We start from the raw sequence: 20504 nt of genomic DNA on the forward strand, positions 1-20504 counted from the left end.
CTCCCACATTGGTTTTTTGTGAACTTCGAGATCAGCGCAAGGCTTTCAACAAGGTTTGTAGCTGGTTAACTCCAGCCTCACCAAGCGGAGATACCGGCAACCGCGGATCACCCACTTCCAGCCCGGTCGCCCGCAGCCCGGCCTTGATCGTCGCCGGCAACCCGCCCTTGAGAATGAAGTCCAGCACCGGCAACTGGCGATAGAACAACTCACGCGCCTTGCCCAGGTCGTTGGCCAAAACCGCTTCATACAAATCGAGATTGAGCTGCGGAATCAGGTTCGGCGCAGCTGTGCACCAGCCTTTCGCACCCGCCGCAAACGCTTCCAGCGCCAACGGATTGCAGCCGTTGTAGAACGGCACCTGACCGTCGCCCAGCAGTTGCAGCTTGTGCATGCGCTGGATGTCGCCGGTGCTCTCCTTGACCATGGTCACGTTCTCCACGGTGTTGACGATCCGCAGGATCAGGTCCACCGACATGTCGGTGCCGCTGGTGGCCGGGTTGTTGTAGAGCATGATCGGTACGCCAATGCTCTCGCCGATGGCGCGGTAGTGGGCGAGGATTTCCGCTTCGCTGAGTTTCCAGTAGGACGTCGGCAGCACCATCACCACATCAGCCCCGTGGGCTTCGGCGAAACGCGCACGACGCACGGCTTTGGCGGTGGTCAGGTCGGACACGCTGACGATGGTCGGTACGCGCTTGGCCACATGCTTGATGCTGAACTCGCTGACCTGATCCCACTCCGCGTCGCTCAGGTAAGCGCCTTCGCCGGTGCTGCCCAGCGGGGCGATGGCGTGGACGCCGCCGTCGATCAAACGGTCGATGGAACGCCCGAGCGCGTCGAGATCAACGCCTTCGCCGTTGGCGGTGAACGGGGTGATGGTGTAGCCAATGATGCCGTGAATGGTAGGGGTCGACATGCTGTGTCTCCTTCAGAAAATGATCGGGTTCAGTTCAGGCAATCGGCGTGTTGACGCAGGTTCTGCCGGGCGTAGTAGTTGAACGCGGCGCCGTGGCGCTTGGGTTTCGAGATCCAGTCATGGGCTTCGCGGCCCAGTTCCGGCAGGATCGGCTTGATCGTCCCGGCACTCATCGCCAGCAGTTGCAGCTTCGCCGCACGCTCAATCAATTGAGCGATGACACAGGCTTCTTCGATGGTGGTGCCGGTGGACAGCTGGCCGTGGTGCGACAGCAGAATGGCCCGTTTATCGCCCAGTGCGCCGGCGATCAAATCACCTTCTTCGTTGCCTACCGGCACACCCGGCCAGCCTTCGAGGAACGCGCAATCGTCGTAGAGCGGGCAGAGGTCCATGTGGGAAATCTGCAGCGGCACTTCGAGCATCGACAGCGCCGCGACGTGAGTCGGGTGCGTGTGGATGATGCAGTTCACGTCCGGCCGGGCGCGGTACACCCAACTGTGGAAACGGTTGGCCGGGTTGGGCATGCCGTGGCCTTCAAGCACTTCCAGGTCTTCGTTGACCAGCAGCAGATTGCTCGCGGTGATCTCGTCGAAACCCAAGCCCAGTTGTTGAGTGTAGTAAGTGCCTGGTTGGGGACCACGGGCGGTGATTTGCCCGGCCAGGCCGGAGTCGTGACCATTTTCGAACAGTATCCGGCAGGTCAGGGCCAGCTTTTGCCGGTCGGTCCACGTATTATCCGCCAGGGTGTTTTGCATCTGGGTCAACGCTTGCTTGACCAGTTGCTCCTTGGGTAGTGCTAAGGTCTTGGCCATATCGGTGTCCTTGAGTGGTTTCATGCAAATGACACAACAAAGGCTATATGACACTTTGTGTCATTGGCAAGGACATATCGTCGGCTCCTTGATGGATTAATTGTTCTACATGTCTATCCGTTTGAAATTACTGAGAAAAAAACTTGGTGTGACGCTGGAGGCCTTGGCCGAAAAGTCCGGCATGACCAAGAGCTACCTGTCGAAAGTCGAGCGCGGGCTGAATACGCCGTCGATCGCGGCTGCCCTGAAACTGGCCAAGGCGCTGAACGTGAAGGTCGAGGAGTTGTTCTCCGAAGACAACATCAGCCTCGACAGCTACAGCCTGGTGCGCAGCGACGAACGCCAATCCCTGGCAGCCAACGATGAAAGCCCCGGCTACGCGGTGCTGGCCCATCAGGTCAGCGAGCGCAGCCTGCTGCCGTTCATGATTTACCCGCCGAGCGAATTCGCGGATAAAACCTTCAAGGAACACTTGGGGGAAGAGTTTCTGTTCGTCCACGAAGGGCAGGTGGAAGTGGACTTCATGAACGAGCGCGTGCTGCTCAATCGCGGGGACGCACTGCACTTCAATGCGCAGAAACCGCACCGGATCCGGTCAGTGGGGGAGGTGCAGGCGCAGTTGTTGGTGGTGGTGCATAGCGCCGAAGAATAGGTTGACTGGGCTGACATCATCGCGGGCAAGCCCGCTCCCACAGGGACTGGGGTGTCCACAGAATATGTGAACACCGCTAATCCTTGTGGGAGCGGGCTTGCCCGCGATGACGTCAGCCGCGTCGCCGCTAAACCTCAACCGGTACGGTCAGCTTCGGACTGCCAAGCGCATGCGTCTTCGAATCAAAAAACCGCAACTCTGACCCTGTCCCTTCAAACACCTTCGCGTAATGCCGCTTCTGATGCTGGATAAACGCCTTGCTGCGCGGGTAAATCGAGATCGCCACCACCTTCGGTTGCGCCTGGCGCAACGCGTGGATGATGTGGCTGTCCTGCTCACCCAAGGCATGCCCGAACAGGCACAACCCGTCGCCATGACTCAGTAACTGGTCGTAGCAAAACGACAGATAATCCGAGCTGCGAATGGTCTTGAGTTTGTCCTGCGTTGGCCCTTCGTTGACGAACAGCGGCACATCATCCAGCGTCTTGATGGTGTTGTTGATGGCGAAACTACCCAGCAACGTGCCCTCGGTCGACATCAGCTTGCGTGCCGTGCCGTCCTGATTGCGCACCAGGTGCAGGCCGCCGTGCAGATACAGCAAACGGGTCTTATCGGTCGCCGTGGCGCTCAAGTCAAAACCCGGTTCGGTGCCCTGGAACAGGTCGGTGATTGCGTCTGGCTGATGCTGGATCGCCCAGTAGTTGATCAAGTCGTAATTGGTGGTGAACACCGTCCGGTAACGGCCCAGTTCCTGACTGATGGTCGCCAGGGTCGAAGGCACCACCAGCCTCCAGGGGATGTGCACCGCGTGGACCGTGTTGATCAGCGCTTCCTTGATCGCGTAGTAGCGATTGCGCGGCGCGGCGGAGCTGACGGCCAGGGCCTTGTTGACCCGGCTGGTGGTTTTCAGCGCGCTCAGCACCTGCTCGAAGCTGCGCGTCTGCATGGCGTCGAACACGCTCAGCTCGGACTGGCTCAGGGGTTTTTCTTCGACGGTGCGGGCGTTTTCGAACAGCGAGTCATAGCCGAAGTCGTCCCACACCGCGCGGCTGGCGCCGTTGCCCACCAATAGGCCGCTGAACGAGGCGGTGGCGCGCAAGGCGTTCCAGTCTTCAAGTTGGGCATCAACATCCTGGAAATCGGTCATTGCGGTTCAAAGTCTCAAAGCAAGTGGTCTGATGGGCGGCGACTTTATCACGACGCAGACTTGAGCCAGATCAAGTTACTGCGTAGCCGATAGGTCGATCCTGTGCGCATCCGCCGGATCGGCACCACCGATTCGGCCCAGCCAGGAGAATCGCTCATGAGCAGCACGTTTTTCATTCCCGCCGTTAACATCATGGGCAACGGATGCCTGGACGAAGCCATGTCCGCCATTGGCAAGTACGGCTTTCGCAAGGCGCTGATCGTCACCGACACTGGGCTGGCCAAGGCCGGCGTGGCGAAGATGATTGCCGAGAAGCTGGCGATGCAAGACATCGACTCGGTGATCTTCGACGGCGCCAAACCGAACCCGAGCATGGCCAACGTCGAGCGCGGCCTGGGCCTGCTCAAGGAAAGTCGTTGTGATTTCGTGGTGTCGCTCGGCGGCGGTTCGCCCCATGACTGCGCCAAGGGCATCGCATTGTGTGCGACCAACGGCGGGCAGATCCGTGACTATGAAGGCGTCGACCGGTCCACCAAACCACAGTTGCCGCTGATCGCGATCAACACCACCGCCGGCACCGCCAGCGAGATGACCCGTTTTTGCATCATCACCGACGAATCGCGCCACGTGAAAATGGCCATCGTCGACCGCAACGTCACACCGTTGCTGTCGGTCAACGACCCCGTGCTGATGGTCGCCATGCCCAAGGGCCTGACCGCTGCCACCGGCATGGACGCGCTGACTCACGCTATCGAAGCCTACGTGTCCACTGCGGCCGACCCGATCACCGATGCCTGCGCACTGAAGGCGATCACGTTGATCAGCAGCAACCTGCGCCTGGCCGTGCGCGACGGCAGCGACATGGCCGCACGGGAAAACATGGCTTACGCACAATTCCTCGCCGGCATGGCGTTCAACAACGCCTCCCTGGGTTATGTCCACGCCATGGCTCACCAGTTGGGCGGGTTCTATGACTTGCCTCATGGCGTTTGCAATGCGGTGTTGCTGCCCCACGTACAAAGTTTCAATGCGCTGGTGTGCGCGCCGCGCCTGATGGATGTGGCCCACGCGATGGGTGCCGATACCCGTGGCCTAAGCCCGGAAGAAGGTGCTCAAGCGGCCATCTTGGCGATCCGCAGCCTGTCCAGAGACGTGGACATTCCCGCCGGTTTGCGTGAACTCGGCGCCAAGCTCAACGACATCCCGATACTCGCCACCAACGCGCTGAAAGACGCCTGCGGCCTGACCAATCCACGGGTGGCGGATCAGCGCCAGATCGAGGAAGTTTTCCGCAGCGCGTTCTAGTCGGTTTGACGACCGCGCGCGAGCATCACGCAGAGCATCGCGCCCAAGGCCAGCAAGGTGCAAAACAGGGACAGTGGCCACGCCTGCTGGCTTGCGATCAGGCTGGCGACCCCGCCGATGATGGCCGCCATCAGTTGGTGAATGAAACCGCTCAACGCCATCGCATAAGCCCCGCCGACCGGCGAGCCGTCATTGGCCAGGGCCAGGCTGATCGGGTAGTTCAAAGACTGCCCGAACACCGCAAAGCAGTAAGGCAACCAGAACAGCAGCGCAACGGATGTGCCCGCGAGACTGCCCAGCAACATCACCGCGCAGCCGCCCAACACCAGCCCCACACCTGCCGTCATCAGCCAGCGTCGACCGGTGCGAAGCACGAAGGCATTCACCCCCAATGCTCCCAGAAAATACGCCGCGCTGATCGGCCAGCCCAACAGCCCGTATTCCACGGCCGACCAGTTGAACGGGCCTTGCAGAATCAGCGGCGCCGCCGTGTTGAATGCGATGATCACGCCATAGCCGAGGCCACCGGCGAGTGCCGGCAGCAGAAAGGCTCGATCACGCAAAATGCGCCCGTAACTCGGCAAGGCGGACGACAGAACATTGTCTTCAGCCAGCAGCGCAAACGTGACCCCCGACACGACCAGCGCCATCAACAGGCTCACGCCACCCAGCAGATAGAAAATCGCTGACCAGCCCAGCGCCACCTGGATGATCGACCCCAGGTACTGACCGATGCCCAGTGCCACCACAAAAGAAATCGATATCCAGGACAACGCCTTGGCCAGCAAGTCACCACGGAAACTGTCGCGGATCAGCACCCGCGCCATGACCGAAATCCCGCTGGCGCCAACCCCTTGAACCAGTCGCCATAACAGGAACGATTCAAGTGTCTGACTCAAGGGCAGGGCCAGGTTTGCCAACCCGTAGATCCCGAGTGCCGCGAGCAACACCGGTTTGCGGCCAACGCGCTGACCCAGGCTGCCCCAGAACAGCATCGGCAGCGCCATGCCGATCAGGTACACCGCCAAGCCCCAGGACACCTGCGAAGCCTCGGCGGACAGATCCCGGGCAATGTCCGGCAGCGCCGGCAGGTAAATGCTCATGCCCAGTTGGGCGAGAAACACCGTGCTGCAGGTGACGAGGAGGGTGGTGCTGCTCTTCATTGAATCTTCCTTGGGGTTCTAGCCAATGTCCCTGGCGTGGGTACGTAAAAGCTCGGTGACGAGGTTGCAAAAGTGTCGGATCAGCGTCGGTTCCATGTCAGCGCGCAGCGTGATTCTGATAGCGGCCTTGCCTTGTGCGACCACAGGGAAAAAGACGGCCGAGGTAAAGAAGCCAAGATTGGCCAGTTCGATGGCGATGCTGTTGGCCAGCGCTGCTTCACCGCAGCGGATCAGTCGAATCGCCATGTTGCTGGCGTGTTGTTCGGTGCGTATCAGGCTGTCAAAGAGTCGGGTATTACTCTGGAGTTTTTCCTGCAGCGCGGCAAATTCCGGTGTGCGGTGAAGCTCGATGGAGGCTCTGCCTGCACCGATCGCGGCGCTGTTGAGGCTTTGCGACCAATTACTGGGGCCTCCGTAACGCGCAATGAGTTTCCTTTGCCGTTCACTGCCCAGCATCACCAATCCGCCGCTGGCACCGAACGACTTGGCCAGTGACGCAACGATCAGGCAGTGATCATCCAGGACAGGCAGTCTTGGACGCACGAGTCCGACGCCGAACCTGCCTACGGCGGAGAGGGCGTGGGAATCGTCCAGATAGAGAAACAGCCCATAACGGTCTTTCAGGTACAAAAGGCTATCCATGTCACTGACCCCGCCCATGCTGTAAGCCCCGTCGGCCACATAGGCGACTTTGGGGTGTTTTTTACACAGGCCTTCGAGGTAATCCATGTCGTTGTGTGGGCAGGTCACCACTCGGGTTTCGTCCGCGCACGTGGCTTTCAGGTGGTTCATCGAGTAATGCGCCAGTTTGTCGAACGCCATGACGGGAGGACGGTTTTGCGTGAACTCGCCGCTGGCCAGCAACGGAAGGATCCCGGCACTCGCCGCGCTACACGACAGGGTGCTCAGGCAAGGGGCGCCGAACAACTCGGACAGCTCGGTTTCGTACTGCTCCAGGACCGCCAGTTTGCAGCGGTTCTTCGAATTGGCGATGCGCAGCGTGCCGATTTCCCACAAGGTGTTCATGGCGCCGTCAAGCAGGGCGGGATGGTGGTCCAGTCCAAGATAAGAGGTGGTGCAGAAGTGATGAAACGCCCGTCCGTACTGGTCCACCAACCGGTTTGCGCTTTTGACCTCGACATTCAGGCCTGCGACTTTTCCGTTTTCAGCCGTTTCCCAATCGTGATCGGCCAACGAGATGACTTTTCGGTAGTTGGTGAAGGTGTTTGTCGCATGAGTGGTCTGGTCCATATGAACGTGTCTTTCCTTGAGTGATGTAGCCGTCCGTGTGTGTTTCCAGACTTTACAGAGTGCGGCGGGGGCATTGAATCGGCCGTTTCCTGTTCGGTTGAGTGTTACAAGAGATTTATGTGTAGGGCGATGGCCTGTGATGTTGTGGGCCAAAACCGGGCTATCCTGCCGGCTCAGCCGAACTGAAGTCATCGAGCCCTCCATGCTGCAAAAAAGCCTGATCCGCCGCCTCGACCTGATCACCCTCCAGCTGTTTGTCGCCGTCCATGAAGAAGGCACCCTGACCCGTGCCGCAACGCGCGAAGCCATCGCGGTGTCGGCGGCCAGCAAGCGGCTGATGGAGTTGGAAGAGGCGCTGGGCATCAGTCTGTTCGTGCGCCAGGCCAAAGGCATGACCCTGACGCCGGCCGGTGAAACCCTGCTGCACCATGCCCGGCAGATGTTGTTCAACGTCGAGAAAATGGGCATGGAACTGGGCGAGCACAGCCACGGCGTGCGCGGTTATGTGCGGATGCTCGCCAACTTGTCGGCGATCATTCAGTTCTTGCCCGAAGACCTGCGGGGTTTTTCCGAGCGCCATCCCCAGGTCAAGACCGACCTCGAAGAACGGCCCAGCAGTGGGGTGATTCAGGGCGTGCTCGATGGCGTAGCGGACCTCGGGATCTGTTCCAGTGACAGCGACGTCAAAGGCCTGCACAGCGTGCTGTATCGCCAGGACAAACTGGTGGTGTTGATGCTGCCCGATCATCCGTTGGCGAGTCGTTCCAGCCTGGCCTTTGCCGATACGCTAGAGAGCGATTACGTCGGACTGCACTCTGCCAGTTCGATCAACATGCGCACCCACGCGGCGGCGCGCAAGGCCGGCAAAGTGCTGCGGTTGCGGATTCATGTGCCGGGTTTTGATGCGATGTGCCGGATGGTCCAGGCCAACATGGGCATCGGTATCCTGCCGCAAAAGGCCTATGAACTGTTTGGACGGGCGTTGGGGTTACATGCGGTGCCGTTGACGGATGACTGGTCGGATCGGGCGCTCATTTTGGTGGTGCGTGATGAAGCAGCGTTGTCGCCGGTGAGCCGGATGTTGTTTGAGCAGTTGCGTGGGGTTGTCTGACGGTTCTCGATCGGCTGGGCCGGCCCCTTCGCGAGCAAGCCCGCTCCCACAGGGATTTGTGTCACGTCGCAGATCAACGGTGGGAGCGGGCTTGCTCGCGAAGACTGACCTGAGGCCGCGGTCATTTCCGGGAGCGTTCGCGTTTCGCGAACGAACGTTGCCAACTGAAGGTTGGATTCATCGCCCCCGGGTCCTCTAGCCTTGGCTCATATTCCAAGAACAACATAGAGGTACCCCGCGATGACTGCCCCCTTGAGTGCAATCAAAGTGATCGAGATCGGCACGCTGATCGCCGCGCCGTTCGCCGCGCGCATGCTCGCCGAGTTCGGCGCCGAAGTGATCAAGATCGAAGCCATGGGCCAGGGCGACCCGCTGCGCAAATGGCGCAAGTTGCATGAAGGCACCTCGCTCTGGTGGTACCTGCAATCGCGCAACAAGAAGTCCCTGGCGCTCAATCTGAAATCCGCCGAAGGCATCGAACTGGTCAAGCAACTGGCGACCAGCGCCGACGTACTGATCGAAAACCTGCGGCCAGGCGCCCTGGAAAAACTCGGTCTGGGCTGGGACGTGTTGCACGCCCTCAACCCCAACCTGACGCTGGTGCGCATTTCCGGTTATGGCCAGACCGGCCCGTACCGCGACCGTCCGGGTTTCGGCGCCATCGGCGAGGCCATGGGCGGGATCCGCTACACCACCGGCAATCCCGATTCGCCTCCGGCGCGGGTCGGCGTCAGCCTCGGCGATTCCCTGGCGTCGCTGCACGCGGTGATCGGTGCCTTGATGTCGCTGCTGCGGGTCAAGACCGGGCAGGGCGGTGGACAAGTGGTCGATGTGTCCCTGGCTGAAAGCGTGTTCAACGTCATGGAAAGCCTGGTGCCGGAATACGACATGCTCGGCCATGTACGTGAGCGCAGCGGCGGCGCTTTACCGGGCATTGCACCATCCAACACTTACCTGACGGCCGACGGTGCCTATGTGGTGATCGCCGGCAACAGCGATCCGATCTACAAGCGTTTGATGGAAGTGGTCGGTCGTCGCGACCTGGCCGACGCGCCGGAGTTTGCTCATAACGACGGTCGTGCGTTGAAAAGTAATGTGCTCGATGCGGCGATCACTCATTGGACCAGCAGCCTGCCGATCGACGAAGTCCTGTCGGCGCTGGAAGCCGCTGAAGTGCCGGCCGGGCGCATCTATTCCGTGGCCGACATCGTCGCCGATCCGCACTATCAGGCGCGGGACATGCTGCTCAGCGCCGACCTGCCTGGCGGCGCCACGGTGAAGATGCCGGGCATCGTGCCGAAAATGTCCGAGACCCCCGGCGGCGTGAACTGGTCCGGGCCGAGTCTGGGCCAGCACACCGATGGCATTCTCGCGGGGCTGGGCCTTACGGCGCTGGACATCGAACGGCTGAAAGCCGAAGGGGTGGTGCAATGATCACTGATTTTTCCGAGACCCTGATCGTTCAGGAAGTCTCCCCCCGCGACGGCTTGCAGATCGAGCCGACCTGGGTCGAAACCGTCGACAAGATCGCCCTGATCGATCAGCTGTCGCTGGCCGGTTTCAGCCGCATCGAGGCCGGCTCGTTCGTGTCGCCCAAGGCCATTCCGGCGCTGCGCGATGGCGAGTTGGTGTTCAAAGGCATTACCCGGCAACCGGGGGTGATCTACGTCGCGTTGATCCCCAACCTCAAGGGCGCACAACGGGCGCTGGCAACCCGGGCCGATGAGCTGAACCTGGTGATGTCCGCCAGCCAGACCCACAACCTGGCGAACATGCGCATGCGTTGCGAAGACTCGTTGGCTGCATTTGGCGAGATTGTGCAATACGTCGGTGGCACGTCGGTGCGACTCAACGGCAGCATCGCCACCACTTTCGGTTGTCCGTTTGAAGGCAAGATCGATGAGGATCGCGTGCTGCAAATCGTCGAGGCCTACCAGGAGCTTGGAATCCAGGGCATTACCCTGGCCGACACCACCGGCATGGCCAATCCGCGCCAGGTTGATCGCTTGGTACGACGGGTGTTGCAGCGGGTTTCGCCTGCTGATCTGACCCTGCATTTCCACAACACCCGAGGCCTCGGTTTGTGCAACGTGCTGGCCGCTTACGAGGCCGGCGCCCGACGCTTCGACGCAGCCCTCGGTGGCCTCGGCGGCTGCCCGTTCGCCCCGGGCGCTTCGGGCAATATCTGCACTGAAGACCTGGTCAACCTGTGCGATGAAATCGGCATTCACACCGGCATTGATCTGCCGCTGTTGTTGAAGTTGTCCCGAGGATTGCCGGCGCTGCTGGGCCACGAAGTGCCTGGTCAGCTGGCCAAGGCCGGACGCAACTGTGATTTGCACCCAGTGCCCTCCTGACCCAGCACAAATCCCTGTGGGAGCGGGCTTGCCCGCGATTGCGGTGTATCAGCCGACATCAATGTCGGATGTGACTCAGTCATCGCGGGCGAGCCCGCTCCCACAGTAAAAGCACTCACACCGATCCTCTCAACCAGACAACAAAAACAATCGGACACCCAAGGGAAGTCCGCCTGGAGAAAGCACCATGAGCCTCAATGTACTGGAGGCGGGCGCGAGCCCGTCCGTTAACCACGACGAAGAAAAAGCCCTGGTCAGCAAGGTCGCCTGGCGCCTGATGCCGCTGATCATGGTCTGCTACCTGTTCGCCTTTTTCGACCGCATCAACATCAGCTTCGCCAAGTTCCAGCTGCAGACCGACCTGAGCCTGAGTGACACTGCTTACGGCCTCGGCGCCGGCCTGTTCGTGGTCGGTTACGTGATCTTCGAAGTGCCGAGCAACATGATGCTGTACAAGGTCGGCGCCCGGCGCTGGATCGCCCGGATCATGATGTCCTGGGGCCTCGCCACCGCCGCGATGGTCTTCGTCAACAGCGAATGGCAGTTCTACGCGCTGCGCTTCGTGATCGGCGCGATGGAAGCCGGTTTTGCCCCCGGCGTGCTGTATTACCTGACGCTGTGGTTCCCGCAGCACTATCGCGGTCGCATCACCTCGATGCTGTTCCTGTCGTCGGCGTTTGCCGGTCTGGTCGGTGCACCGTTCTCCGGGCTGGTCTTGCAACACCTCGACGGCTTTATGGACATGCGCGGCTGGCACTGGCTGTTCCTGCTGGGCGGCGTGCCCTGCATTGGTCTCGGTTTGCTGGTGCTGACCTTGCTCAAGGACCGCATCGAAGACGCCCACTGGCTGACGCCGTCGGAGAAAACCCTGCTGGCCAGCCGCATTGCGCACCATGAACCGCACAAGAGCGGCGGCTCGCTGCTCGCCGCGTTGCGGATCCCGGGTTTCCTGACCTTGGGACTGATCTACTTCCTGATTCAGGTGGCGTCCTACGGTTTGAATTTCTGGGCACCGCAACTGATTCGCAGCGCCGGCACCGAGAGCCCGGTGATGATCGGTTTGCTGACTGCCATCCCGTACATCTGTGGCGCCATCAGTATGGTGGTGATCGGACGTCTGTCCGACGCGACCGGTGAGCGGCGCAAGTTTGTCGCTGGACTGGTCGCAATGGGGGCGGTTGGGTTCATCTGTGCGGGGATTTTCGCCAACCACACGACCTTCCTGATTGTCGCGCTGGGCTTGCTTGGTGCCGGGATCATCGCGTCCATCCCAAGCTTCTGGACCCTGCCGCCAAAACTGCTGGCCGGTGCCGGCGCCGGGGCTGCTGGCGGGATCGCGGTGATCAACACCCTCGGCCAGTTCGGCGGCATCGTCAGCCCGGTCATGGTCGGGCGGATCAAGGACCTGACTGGCAGCACCACCCCGGCGCTGTATGTCATTGCCGTTTGCGCGCTGATCGCCGTTGCCCTGCTGCTGTGGGGGTTACCGCAGAAGCTGCGCACGCTCGATAAGTTCTAAATCTGCGGTGCTGTTCCGGCCGCCATCGCGAGCAGGCTCGCTCCTACACTGATCTGTGCCACGCCGCCAATCAACTATAGGAGCGAGCCGGCTCCGGGCGGCGTTCCGACGATGGCGGCCTGACAGCCCCCACTCAACCCGCCGCCACCAACCCCTTCCCTGGCGCAGCACTGAACTGAATCAACGCTACCCCGGCAATCAACAACACCGCCCCCAACACCCGCGGCAACGTCATCTGCCGCTCCACCAACCCAAACCATCCGAAGTGATCCAGCACCAGCGAAGCCACCACCTGTCCCGCCAGCGCCAACGCAGTAAATCCCGACGCCCCAAGCTTGGGCAGCAGCATCAGCGCCAACGAAATAAAACACACCCCGAACGCACCACCGGCCCACATCCACAACGGCGCCTTGCTGATGAACGCCATTGACGGCAGCGGCAAGCGCAACGCCAACATGATCGGCAACAACACCACGATACTCACCAGCAACGACGCGAGCGTCGCCCACAACGGATGACCCAACCCACGCGTGAGGTTGGCGTTGATCGCACTCTGAAACGGCACCACTGCCCCGGCCACCACGGCCAGCAGCAACAGCCCGGCCCAATGCAACGTACTCATGGTCATTCTCCAACAGGTTTTGCTGGACTCTAGAGTATTCGTCGCGCAGATTTAAATTCCAAATGGCTATGCAGAACATGCATCAGATGAATGATCTACGGCGAATCGACCTCAACCTGCTGGTAATCCTCGACGTCTTGCTCAGCGAGCAGCACGTCACCCGGGCAGCCGAGCGCTTGCACCTGAGCCAACCGGCGGTCAGTCATGCCCTGGCGAGGTTGCGCGACTTGCTGGGCGATCCTCTTCTGGTGCGTGCGGGCGCCACGCTCGTACCCACCCCGCGAGCCCTGGAGTTGATCGCGCCTTTGGCCGAAGCACTCGCTCAAGTGCAATCCCTGCTGGCGCCAAACGCCTTCGACCCGGCCACGGCCAAGCGTACGTTTCGTCTGGCGATGTCCGACTATGGCGCCGCCATCGTCCTGCCGGGGCTGATTCGGACGTTGCGCCGGGAAGCGCCGGGCATCGACCTGCAAATCAGCCACGCCAGCCGCGAAGGCATGCTCGACGCGGTACTCAACGGCGACATAGACGTCGCGGCGGGTGTCTTTCCAGAACTGCCGAACGAGCTGCGCAGCACCCCGCTGTTCGAAGAGCACTACGCCTGCCTCGTGGACCGCAACAGCTTGCCTGCCAATGGTGTGCTCGACCTGCCGACCTACCTCGCGCGGCCACACGTCCTGCTGGAAATGCGCGGCAGCGGCACCCCGGAAATCGAACGCGCCCTGACGGCTTTGCGGGAACGCCGTCGCGTCGCGATCAGCCTGCCGCACTGGAGCGTCGCCCCGGAATTCATCAGCGGCACGGATTTGATTCTTACCGTTGCTTCCCGTGGGCTGCGCGAGATTGATGAGCGCTCGTTGATCGTGGTTGCGCCGCCGTTTCATATTCCGTCGTTTACGTTTGTGTTGGTCTGGCACAAGCGGCGGGGCGGGGATCAGGCGTTGAACTGGTTGAATGGGCGAATTGGGGAGGGGATAGTGCGTAGCGATCTTACTACCGGCCCATCAAATAACCGTTGAGGTAAACAAATTGCTCACCGGCCTCAACCACCTGACCCTCGCCGTCACCGACCTGAACCGCAGCGTGGCGTTCTATCGAGACCTGCTGCAACTGCGCCTCGAAGCTTCTTGGGACACGGGCGCCTATCTCTCGTTGCCGGGTTTGTGGCTGTGCCTTTCCCTCGACCCACTGCGCAAACCCGAACCCGCCGCCGACTACAGCCATTACGCGTTCACCATCAGCGCGATGGATTTCCCTGTGTTCGTCGAACACCTGCGATCCGCCAACGTACAAGAATGGCGCGACAACCGCAGCGAAGGCGCGTCCTTCTATTTCCTCGACCCGGACGGCCACAAGCTCGAAGCCCACGTCGGAGACCTGGCGTCTCGTCTGGCAGCCTGCCGCGAGCGTCCGTACGCGGGAATGAAGTTCTTCGACGATCAGTCAGTCGTTATTCCCGGGACCTGATATAGACTTGCGCCCATTCACCGAATAGTTAAAAGGTTTTCCAATGACCCCATCGCTGCTAATGGCCGTTCTCGCCTCGGGTTTTATCTACGGCATCACGCCGGGGCCGGGTGTGTTGGCGGTGTTTGGCATCGGTGCGGCGCGGGGACGGCGGGCTGGGGCGGGGTTTCTTTGTGGGCATTTGCTGGGGGACGTGGTCTGGTGCAGCACGGCGCTGATCGCCATTGTCGGCGCACGGGAAATCGGCAGCACGGCGTTCGATGTATTGGGCGTTCTCAGTGGCCTGTACCTGTTTTGGCTCGGCTTGCGCGCGATACGGGCGAAGCGCAGCAGCGCCGACGCCCCTCAAGGCCCGGCTCGCCAGCCCTTTTGGCACGGCATTCTGTTCGGCCTGACCAATCCGAAGGCTTACCCCGTGGCAGTGGCGACGTTCACGGCGCTGCTGTCGAGTCGCGCGGAGTTGCTGCACTGGTCAATGTTGCCGTGGCTGATTGTCCTGAGCTTCATCGGCGGGCTGATCGCCTACGCTATCCTCATTGGCATTGTCGGTGCGCGGCAGGTTCGCACCTTGTATCAACGCCATGAACTGGCGATCACCCGGTTATGCGGGGTGATGTTTATCGGTTTCGCCATCAACGCCCTCGCTCATGCGCTGCCGGGGCTGGTGACGAATAAGGCTTGAGAGTTGAGCGCACGGATGCGTCAGCTGTACTGATCGGTCAGGGAGGGTTCTTTTTGCTGCATTGTCCGGAAACGCTCATCGCACCATGGCAACCAGAAATTCCGCGCCGTTGGCGAGCTACATCGATCTCTTGCTGGACGCCGTCTGTGCGGTGGATAAACAAGGTCGCTTCGTATTTGTCAGCGCGGCCTGCGAGCGTATTTTTGGCTACACCCCGGACGAACTGATCGGCCAGCCGATGATTGACATGGTGCATCCCGCCGATCGCCAGCGCACCCTCGACGCCGCGCGCGAAATCATGGGCGGCGACCCCAAGCTCAACTTTGAAAACCGCTATCTGCGCAAGGACGGCGGCGTGGTGCATATCCTGTGGTCGGCGCGCTGGTCTGAAGTCGACCAATTGCGCATTGCCGTGGCCCGGGACATTACCGAGCGCAAGCAGGCCGAGTCCCGACAAGCGGCGTTGTACGCAATCTCCGAAGCGGCCCACGCGGCGGAAGATTTGCTGGCGTTGTTCAAGCGGGTCCATTTGATCATTGGCGAATGGCTGCCGGCGCTGAATTTCTCCGTGGCGCTGTATGACGAGCACTGCGCGCAGCTGCATTTTCCGTATCACGTCAATGACCACGAGCTGCAACCCGAGCAGCCCGGAACCATCACCGGCCGCCTCTGCGCCGAAGTGATTCGCAGCGGCTTGCCGATTTTGCTGACCCCGGACCAGGACAACCCGCCAGAAGGGTTTGAGGTGCTGGTCGCCGGGCCGGATGCACCTTGCTGGCTGGGTGTGCCATTGAATTCGCAAAACGGCACCATCGGCGCGCTGATCGTCAAAAGTGTGCCGGGTGGCGAGCGCTACACCGAGCAAGACAAGGAATTGCTGCAATACGTCTGCGCCCAGGTCGCCACCGCGATCGAGCGCAAGCAGTTACATGCCCGCCTGCAACGCATGGCCCAATACGACCAACTGACTCAACTGCCCAACCGAGCGTTGCTGCGCGACCGGCTCAAAGACTCACTGGCGCTGGCTCGCACGGATAGCGGACGGATGGCATTGCTGTACGTCGACCTCGACCGCTTCAAGGAAGTCAACGACACCCACGGCCATGCGGTCGGCGACATGCTGTTGCAAGCGGTTGCCAATCGGCTCAAGGGCTGCGTGCGCGAGAGCGACACGGTGGCGCGTATCGGTGGGGATGAATTCGTGGTGTTGTTGCACAGCATTCACGCCTCGGAAGACGCTGACAACGTCGCGGGAAAAATCCGTCAGGTGCTGGCGCAACCCCTGCGTCTGGACGGGCACAACGTGAATATTCAGCCGAGTATCGGCGTCGCGCATTACCCCGAGCATGGCACCGAAGAAAAGCAGCTTTTCCGGCATGCCGATGAGGCCATGTACGCGGCCAAGCGCCGAAATCACCAGCGCCTCGGTGTCTGAAAAACCGGCCACCGTTCGTCGCAGCGATTTCATTTTTTCTAAACCTTTGTGGCGATCGAAATTCAGATTCTATGCGGGCTCCTGCTCGCCGCGATCATCACCAAGAGGTAGAGAATCATGCCTAACTCAAGAAACTCGAACTCGGGAAACTTCGCCAATGATCGAACGAAGGCGTCTGAAGCCGGTCGCAAAGGTGGGAAAACTACCACTACGACTGTCGATAAAGACCCTGCGAAACCCGATATGGGCCGCAAAGGCGGTCAGAAATCGAAATAGTCGGTGAAGGTAGTTTTGATTGAGAGGCGGGGGCGAAAGCTCCCGCTTGAATTTTTTCAGAAGGAGGGCGCGACCATGAGCCGGATGGCCACCCGATTACGCACTGCCAGTTTTGTCACGTTGCTGGGCCTGTTTGCCAACAGTGCCTTCGCCCAGTCGCCCGCCGAATTCATCAACGATGCCTCGGCCAAAGGCATGGCCGACATCGAAGCCAGTCGCCTGGCTCACCAGAAATCCGAATCCAAAGAGGTCAAGGACTACACCATCGTGGTTATCAACGACCGTACGACCGCCAACCAGCATCTGGCGAAAATCGCCAAGCAGCTGGATTTGCCGGTGGCTCCTCGGGAAGAAGTGGTCGACAAGGCCAAAGCGTTGATGCCGGAAGTGAAGGACGGTACCTCCTTTGACCAGGCTTATACCGCCAGTCAGGTGAAGACGACCCAGGAAGCCATCGAGCAGCTTCAACAAGTCGCTCAGACCACCGACGTCCCGGAAATCAAAGCCTTCGCTGAGGAAACCTTACCCAAACTGCAGAACCACCTGGAAATGGCCAGAGCGTTGCAGGCCAGTCGTTAGACCAGGCGATTAACGGTGTTGGACGCAAACGGCGCGTGATTCACATCACGCGCCGTTTTGTTTGTGCTCAGCACTCATTCAAATCCTGTTTGCGCTTGCTCGAAGCCGCCAGCCCTGCCAGGCCATGCACTTCTTTTTCGCCCATGGCGCGATAGTGTTTACGCAGCGCCTCCAGTTGCTTGAGGTCCAGTGCCTCAAGCCCCAGCATCGCGTTCTGCGCTTCCTTGTTTACCCGCAGCAACTCATCGATTTTCAGGTGCAGGATGTCGGTGTCGCGGTTCTGCGTGTTCTGGATCAGGAACACCATCAGGAACGTGATGATTGTTGTGGATGTGTTGATGATCAGCTGCCAGGTATCGTTGTAATCAAAAATCGGCCCGCTCAACCCCCACAGCGCAATCAGAATCAAAGCCCCCATAAACGTCTTGGGACTGCCGGCCCACAGGGCGAGCTTCTGCGAGATTTTTGCGAATTTCATTGCCGTGTTCCTTATAAGGATGCGCCTGATTTTCAGACAGCGACGGCGGGTTGAAAATTCTACTTAAAAACCACCTATTCAACGGAAAACCAGTTTTGTGAGAAGCCTCTTCTATCCCCTTTATTGGCCTGAATCTTTCTTTGTGCCGGTTTGTGTCTAGTATCTAGGGCAGTCAATTTGCCAGCATGAAAACCACGGATCGAAACCAGCTAAGAGGCCACTCTGGAATTCTTCGAAAAGCTCACAAGTCTAGCCGCCAAAGTTCGTTTGCAAGGCGCTGCAATCAAGACGGAAGAAGCCACCAAGAACGCCTTTGTCATGCCCTTTATCAGCACTGTACTTGGCTACGATGTTTTCGATCCGACTGAGGTGACGCCTGAATTCGTTTGCGATATAGGAACGAAAAAGGGAGAAAAAATTGATTACGCAATCATGAAAGGTGGAGAGGTTCAGATTCTTATCGAGTGCAAAAAAATAGGCGAGCCGTTGCACATCAATCATGCCTCCCAACTGTTTCGTTACTTTCATGTCACCAGTGCCCGAATCTCCATCCTTACGAACGGTCAGGTCTACAAGTTTTTCACTGACCTGGACGCGCCTAACAAAATGGATGAGAAGCCTTTTCTCGAACTCGACCTGCTGGATATCGACGAATACTCCGTCCCTGAATTGGTCAAACTCACCAAGTCAGCCTTCGATGTGGACTCGATCATCAGCGCCGCAGGTGAATTGAAGTACGTCAGCCAAATCAAAAAGGTCATTGCTTCGCAGGTCAGCAAGCCTGATGACGATTTTGTGAAAGTGTTCGCTTCGCGTGTATACGACGGGGTAATTACACAGAAGGTCCGTGAGCAGTTTCATGAGCTAACGAGAAAGGCGGTGGTGCAGTTTCTTAACGACCAGATCAATGACAGGCTCAAGTCAGCCATGAGCGGTGCTATTCAACCCGCGTTGGCCTCATTGCCTGTTTCTTCCAGTAGTGCTGAGCAGCCGGATATGCGAGACGAGTTGGAGGATAAGGTACTGACGACGCTGGAAGAACTGGAGGGCTACCACATCGTCCGTGCCGTGGTTCGGTCAGTTGTAGATGCTAAGCGGATTGTTCAGCGCGACACGCAGAGTTACTTCGGCATTCTGCTCGACGATAACAACCGTAAACCGATCTGCCGTCTGCACTTCAATCGATCGCAGAAGTACATCGGCATATTTGATGAAGAGAAGAATGAAACCCGGCACGCCATAAACTCGATAGATGATATCTACGAATACTCGGATCATTTGAAGAAGACAGTTGGGTATTACGACTGACCACGCTTACGTGGCAGTAAAAAAAACCGGCCCTTGAGGTCGGTTTTTTGTGGAGATCCATTCAGTCCGTCAACTTCACAGCAACCGCCCAGCGGAAGTACCCCAGCGCTTCGCAGCTTTTATCAATCAGCATAAAGTTCAGCTCGCACGCCTCAACCCCAGCGGCCAATTGCGTGCACTGCCAATAATGATCATCGGCCTTATGGCTGCCCGGTTCGGTCGGGTTTTCAGGATCGGGTGAAGGCACGGTCAGGTTTTCCTTAACCACCAATTCAGGCGTCGAAAGTACGCCGGCATCGCCAACAGACATCCCGTAAAACACCACGCTGTGCTCAGCGAGCAAACTGACGGTTCTGCTGCGGATACGGAAAGCCGGTCCTGTGCCGAAGGTTAGCGTAATAGAGCTGTCATTTATTGTACTTTGTGGTATCGGAGATCCGTTGATGGAAAAGATGAAGCCATCTGCAATCAACGTCGGGTTTTCCGGCTCAAGACTGGGGTCTGGATAGCGTAAAAGCAGCGACTCGGCATCGACAACCAGCAACACATTGTGGGCAGTCGCGATACTGGATGAAGGGGATTTGATCGGTTCGGAAGTCATCATGGATTCCTTTCATGATGTTGATGCACAAAGGCAGCCGCTTCGGTTCATGCAAGACATCCCGTTCCTGTCGAGGCGGCAACGAACTCGGCAGGCCCCTTGTTGCCAAGGGGCCAGACCATCGTCAGTTACGGATGGTAATGAACGGATCCCACGAGCAGCAACCAACTATCTTGCAGTCGCGATCCACGATCAGGAAGTGGAAGTGGTAGGTCACGCTGCCGCACGACAGGGTTTCCGAAGACCAGTAATGGTTATCGACTTTCTGGCAGCTCGGCACCGACGGGTTGCTGGTGTTGGGGACGGCGACGCAGGCGGTAGCCTTGCGTGGCGTGGGGGTGGAGATCAATTCATTGCCGACGTTGCCAATGAATTTGTAGAAAATCACTGCCGTCTCAAAGCTCTGCGACAGGCTGGTTTCACGCCAGCGAATCAGGTCACCCACCTGAGCTTTCAAATTCAGTTCGCCACCGGCCTGGCCATTGATCACGTTGTCGCGGTTGGTCACCATGTACACATGATTGACGTCGATCAGCGTCGGCGAGGCGGGATTTTTGCTGATGTTCGGGTAGTTTTTCAGAATGGTTTCAGTGTCGATTGAAACAAGTACATCCGTGACTCGAGACATAGTAACGCTCCATTTTCATAGTGAATGCCTGGCATCTTTCCAGGCACAACAACGCTTGCTTGCCTTGCGGCCGTTGCGAAAACACTACGGGCGGAACCCACCGATCACGGGAGATAAATTGGCCTTGCTCCTGCGTGCAAATTGATAAGTCGGGTTCCTTCCGACAGGCCGCGATTAGGACTATAGATGCGA

The 20504-nt window shown here is 59.3% G+C and carries 22 protein-coding genes; 13 read left to right on the forward strand and 9 right to left on the reverse strand.

All coding sequences use genetic code 11. The features are described from left to right. Positions 1-31 precede the first annotated feature (31 nt). Complete coding sequence (locus DJ564_RS07715) at positions 32-919, reverse strand: dihydrodipicolinate synthase family protein (protein ID WP_109628349.1); 888 nt, start codon at positions 917-919, stop codon at positions 32-34. A gap of 29 nt (positions 920-948) precedes the next feature. Then, on the reverse strand, positions 949-1731 hold the full coding sequence (locus tag DJ564_RS07720) for an aldolase (protein WP_109628350.1): 783 nt from the start codon (positions 1729-1731) through the stop codon (positions 949-951). 109 nt (positions 1732-1840) lie between these two features. Between DJ564_RS07720 and DJ564_RS07725 the strand changes: the two genes are divergently transcribed. Further along, positions 1841-2383: a helix-turn-helix domain-containing protein gene (locus tag DJ564_RS07725; RefSeq protein WP_109628351.1), complete on the forward strand. Its 543-nt coding sequence runs from the start codon at positions 1841-1843 to the stop codon at positions 2381-2383. 127 nt (positions 2384-2510) lie between these two features. On the opposite strand, the gene DJ564_RS07730 is transcribed toward DJ564_RS07725, so the two are convergent. Beyond that, a complete protein-coding gene (locus tag DJ564_RS07730) occupies positions 2511-3530 on the reverse strand; it encodes a DUF4917 family protein (protein WP_109628352.1) in 1020 nt (339 codons plus the stop codon). Between the two features lie 156 nt (positions 3531-3686). Between DJ564_RS07730 and yiaY the strand changes: the two genes are divergently transcribed. Next, positions 3687-4835 (forward strand): L-threonine dehydrogenase, encoded by a 1149-nt coding sequence (gene yiaY / locus DJ564_RS07735; RefSeq protein ID WP_109628353.1) that lies wholly within the window; start codon positions 3687-3689, stop codon positions 4833-4835. On the opposite strand, the gene DJ564_RS07740 is transcribed toward yiaY, so the two are convergent. Both DJ564_RS07740 and DJ564_RS07745 read right to left on the reverse strand, forming a co-directional pair. Next, complete coding sequence (locus tag DJ564_RS07740; RefSeq protein ID WP_109628354.1) at positions 4832-5998, reverse strand: MFS transporter; 1167 nt, start codon at positions 5996-5998, stop codon at positions 4832-4834. The two genes, yiaY and DJ564_RS07740, sit on opposite strands and share 4 nt — an antisense overlap. Before the next feature lie 18 nt (positions 5999-6016). After that, positions 6017-7249, reverse strand: a complete 1233-nt coding sequence (locus tag DJ564_RS07745) for an aminotransferase class I/II-fold pyridoxal phosphate-dependent enzyme (protein ID WP_109628355.1) — start codon at positions 7247-7249, stop codon at positions 6017-6019. Positions 7250-7451: 202 nt separating this feature from the next. Between DJ564_RS07745 and DJ564_RS07750 the strand changes: the two genes are divergently transcribed. The 4 genes from DJ564_RS07750 (at position 7452) to DJ564_RS07770 (ending at position 12236) form a co-directional block, all read left to right on the forward strand. Further along, positions 7452-8360 carry a LysR substrate-binding domain-containing protein gene (locus DJ564_RS07750; protein WP_109628356.1) on the forward strand — a complete coding sequence of 303 codons (909 nt, stop codon included), beginning with the start codon at positions 7452-7454 and terminating at the stop codon, positions 8358-8360. Between the two features lie 240 nt (positions 8361-8600). Further along, positions 8601-9794, forward strand: a complete 1194-nt coding sequence (locus tag DJ564_RS07755; protein ID WP_109628357.1) for a CaiB/BaiF CoA-transferase family protein — start codon at positions 8601-8603, stop codon at positions 9792-9794. Beyond that, positions 9791-10717, forward strand: coding sequence for a hydroxymethylglutaryl-CoA lyase (locus DJ564_RS07760; RefSeq protein ID WP_109628358.1), 927 nt, complete (start codon positions 9791-9793; stop codon positions 10715-10717). Before DJ564_RS07755 ends, DJ564_RS07760 begins: the two co-directional genes overlap by 4 nt. 187 nt (positions 10718-10904) lie before the next feature. Next, positions 10905-12236: an MFS transporter gene (locus DJ564_RS07770; RefSeq protein ID WP_109628359.1), complete on the forward strand. Its 1332-nt coding sequence runs from the start codon at positions 10905-10907 to the stop codon at positions 12234-12236. Between the two features lie 133 nt (positions 12237-12369). On the opposite strand, the gene DJ564_RS07775 is transcribed toward DJ564_RS07770, so the two are convergent. Further along, positions 12370-12858 (reverse strand): DMT family transporter, encoded by a 489-nt coding sequence (locus DJ564_RS07775; RefSeq protein ID WP_109628360.1) that lies wholly within the window; start codon positions 12856-12858, stop codon positions 12370-12372. A 77-nt stretch (positions 12859-12935) separates the two neighbouring features. Here DJ564_RS07775 and DJ564_RS07780 point away from each other — a divergent pair, with 77 nt between their 5' ends. The 6 genes from DJ564_RS07780 (at position 12936) to DJ564_RS07805 (ending at position 17297) form a co-directional block, all read left to right on the forward strand. After that, positions 12936-13877 carry a LysR substrate-binding domain-containing protein gene (locus DJ564_RS07780; protein ID WP_109635969.1) on the forward strand — a complete coding sequence of 314 codons (942 nt, stop codon included), beginning with the start codon at positions 12936-12938 and terminating at the stop codon, positions 13875-13877. 10 nt (positions 13878-13887) lie between these two features. After that, complete coding sequence (gene fos, locus DJ564_RS07785; RefSeq protein ID WP_109628361.1) at positions 13888-14325, forward strand: fosfomycin resistance glutathione transferase; 438 nt, start codon at positions 13888-13890, stop codon at positions 14323-14325. A 43-nt stretch (positions 14326-14368) separates the two neighbouring features. Further along, on the forward strand, positions 14369-15007 hold the full coding sequence (locus DJ564_RS07790; RefSeq protein WP_109628362.1) for a LysE family translocator: 639 nt from the start codon (positions 14369-14371) through the stop codon (positions 15005-15007). A gap of 85 nt (positions 15008-15092) precedes the next feature. After that, the gene (locus DJ564_RS07795; RefSeq protein WP_109628363.1) at positions 15093-16442 is read left to right on the forward strand and encodes a diguanylate cyclase domain-containing protein; all 1350 of its coding nucleotides are present in this window, start codon (positions 15093-15095) and stop codon (positions 16440-16442) included. 117 nt (positions 16443-16559) lie between these two features. Then, the gene (locus DJ564_RS07800; protein WP_010462447.1) at positions 16560-16718 is read left to right on the forward strand and encodes a KGG domain-containing protein; all 159 of its coding nucleotides are present in this window, start codon (positions 16560-16562) and stop codon (positions 16716-16718) included. A 75-nt stretch (positions 16719-16793) separates the two neighbouring features. After that, complete coding sequence (locus DJ564_RS07805; protein ID WP_109628364.1) at positions 16794-17297, forward strand: DUF4142 domain-containing protein; 504 nt, start codon at positions 16794-16796, stop codon at positions 17295-17297. A gap of 67 nt (positions 17298-17364) precedes the next feature. On the opposite strand, the gene DJ564_RS07810 is transcribed toward DJ564_RS07805, so the two are convergent. Continuing rightward, positions 17365-17775, reverse strand: a complete 411-nt coding sequence (locus DJ564_RS07810; RefSeq protein WP_109628365.1) for a low affinity iron permease family protein — start codon at positions 17773-17775, stop codon at positions 17365-17367. Positions 17776-17997: 222 nt separating this feature from the next. Here DJ564_RS07810 and DJ564_RS07815 point away from each other — a divergent pair, with 222 nt between their 5' ends. After that, positions 17998-19083 (forward strand): type I restriction endonuclease, encoded by a 1086-nt coding sequence (locus tag DJ564_RS07815; protein ID WP_109628366.1) that lies wholly within the window; start codon positions 17998-18000, stop codon positions 19081-19083. Positions 19084-19144: 61 nt separating this feature from the next. On the opposite strand, the gene DJ564_RS07820 is transcribed toward DJ564_RS07815, so the two are convergent. Then, complete coding sequence (locus DJ564_RS07820; protein WP_109628367.1) at positions 19145-19684, reverse strand: AidA/PixA family protein; 540 nt, start codon at positions 19682-19684, stop codon at positions 19145-19147. Positions 19685-19808: 124 nt separating this feature from the next. Then, entirely contained in the window at positions 19809-20312 is a 504-nt protein-coding gene (locus tag DJ564_RS07825) for an inclusion body family protein (RefSeq protein WP_090181110.1), read from the reverse strand. Positions 20313-20504: the final 192 nt, after the last annotated feature.

The organism is Pseudomonas sp. 31-12 (genome assembly GCF_003151075.1).
Classification (GTDB): domain Bacteria; phylum Pseudomonadota; class Gammaproteobacteria; order Pseudomonadales; family Pseudomonadaceae; genus Aquipseudomonas.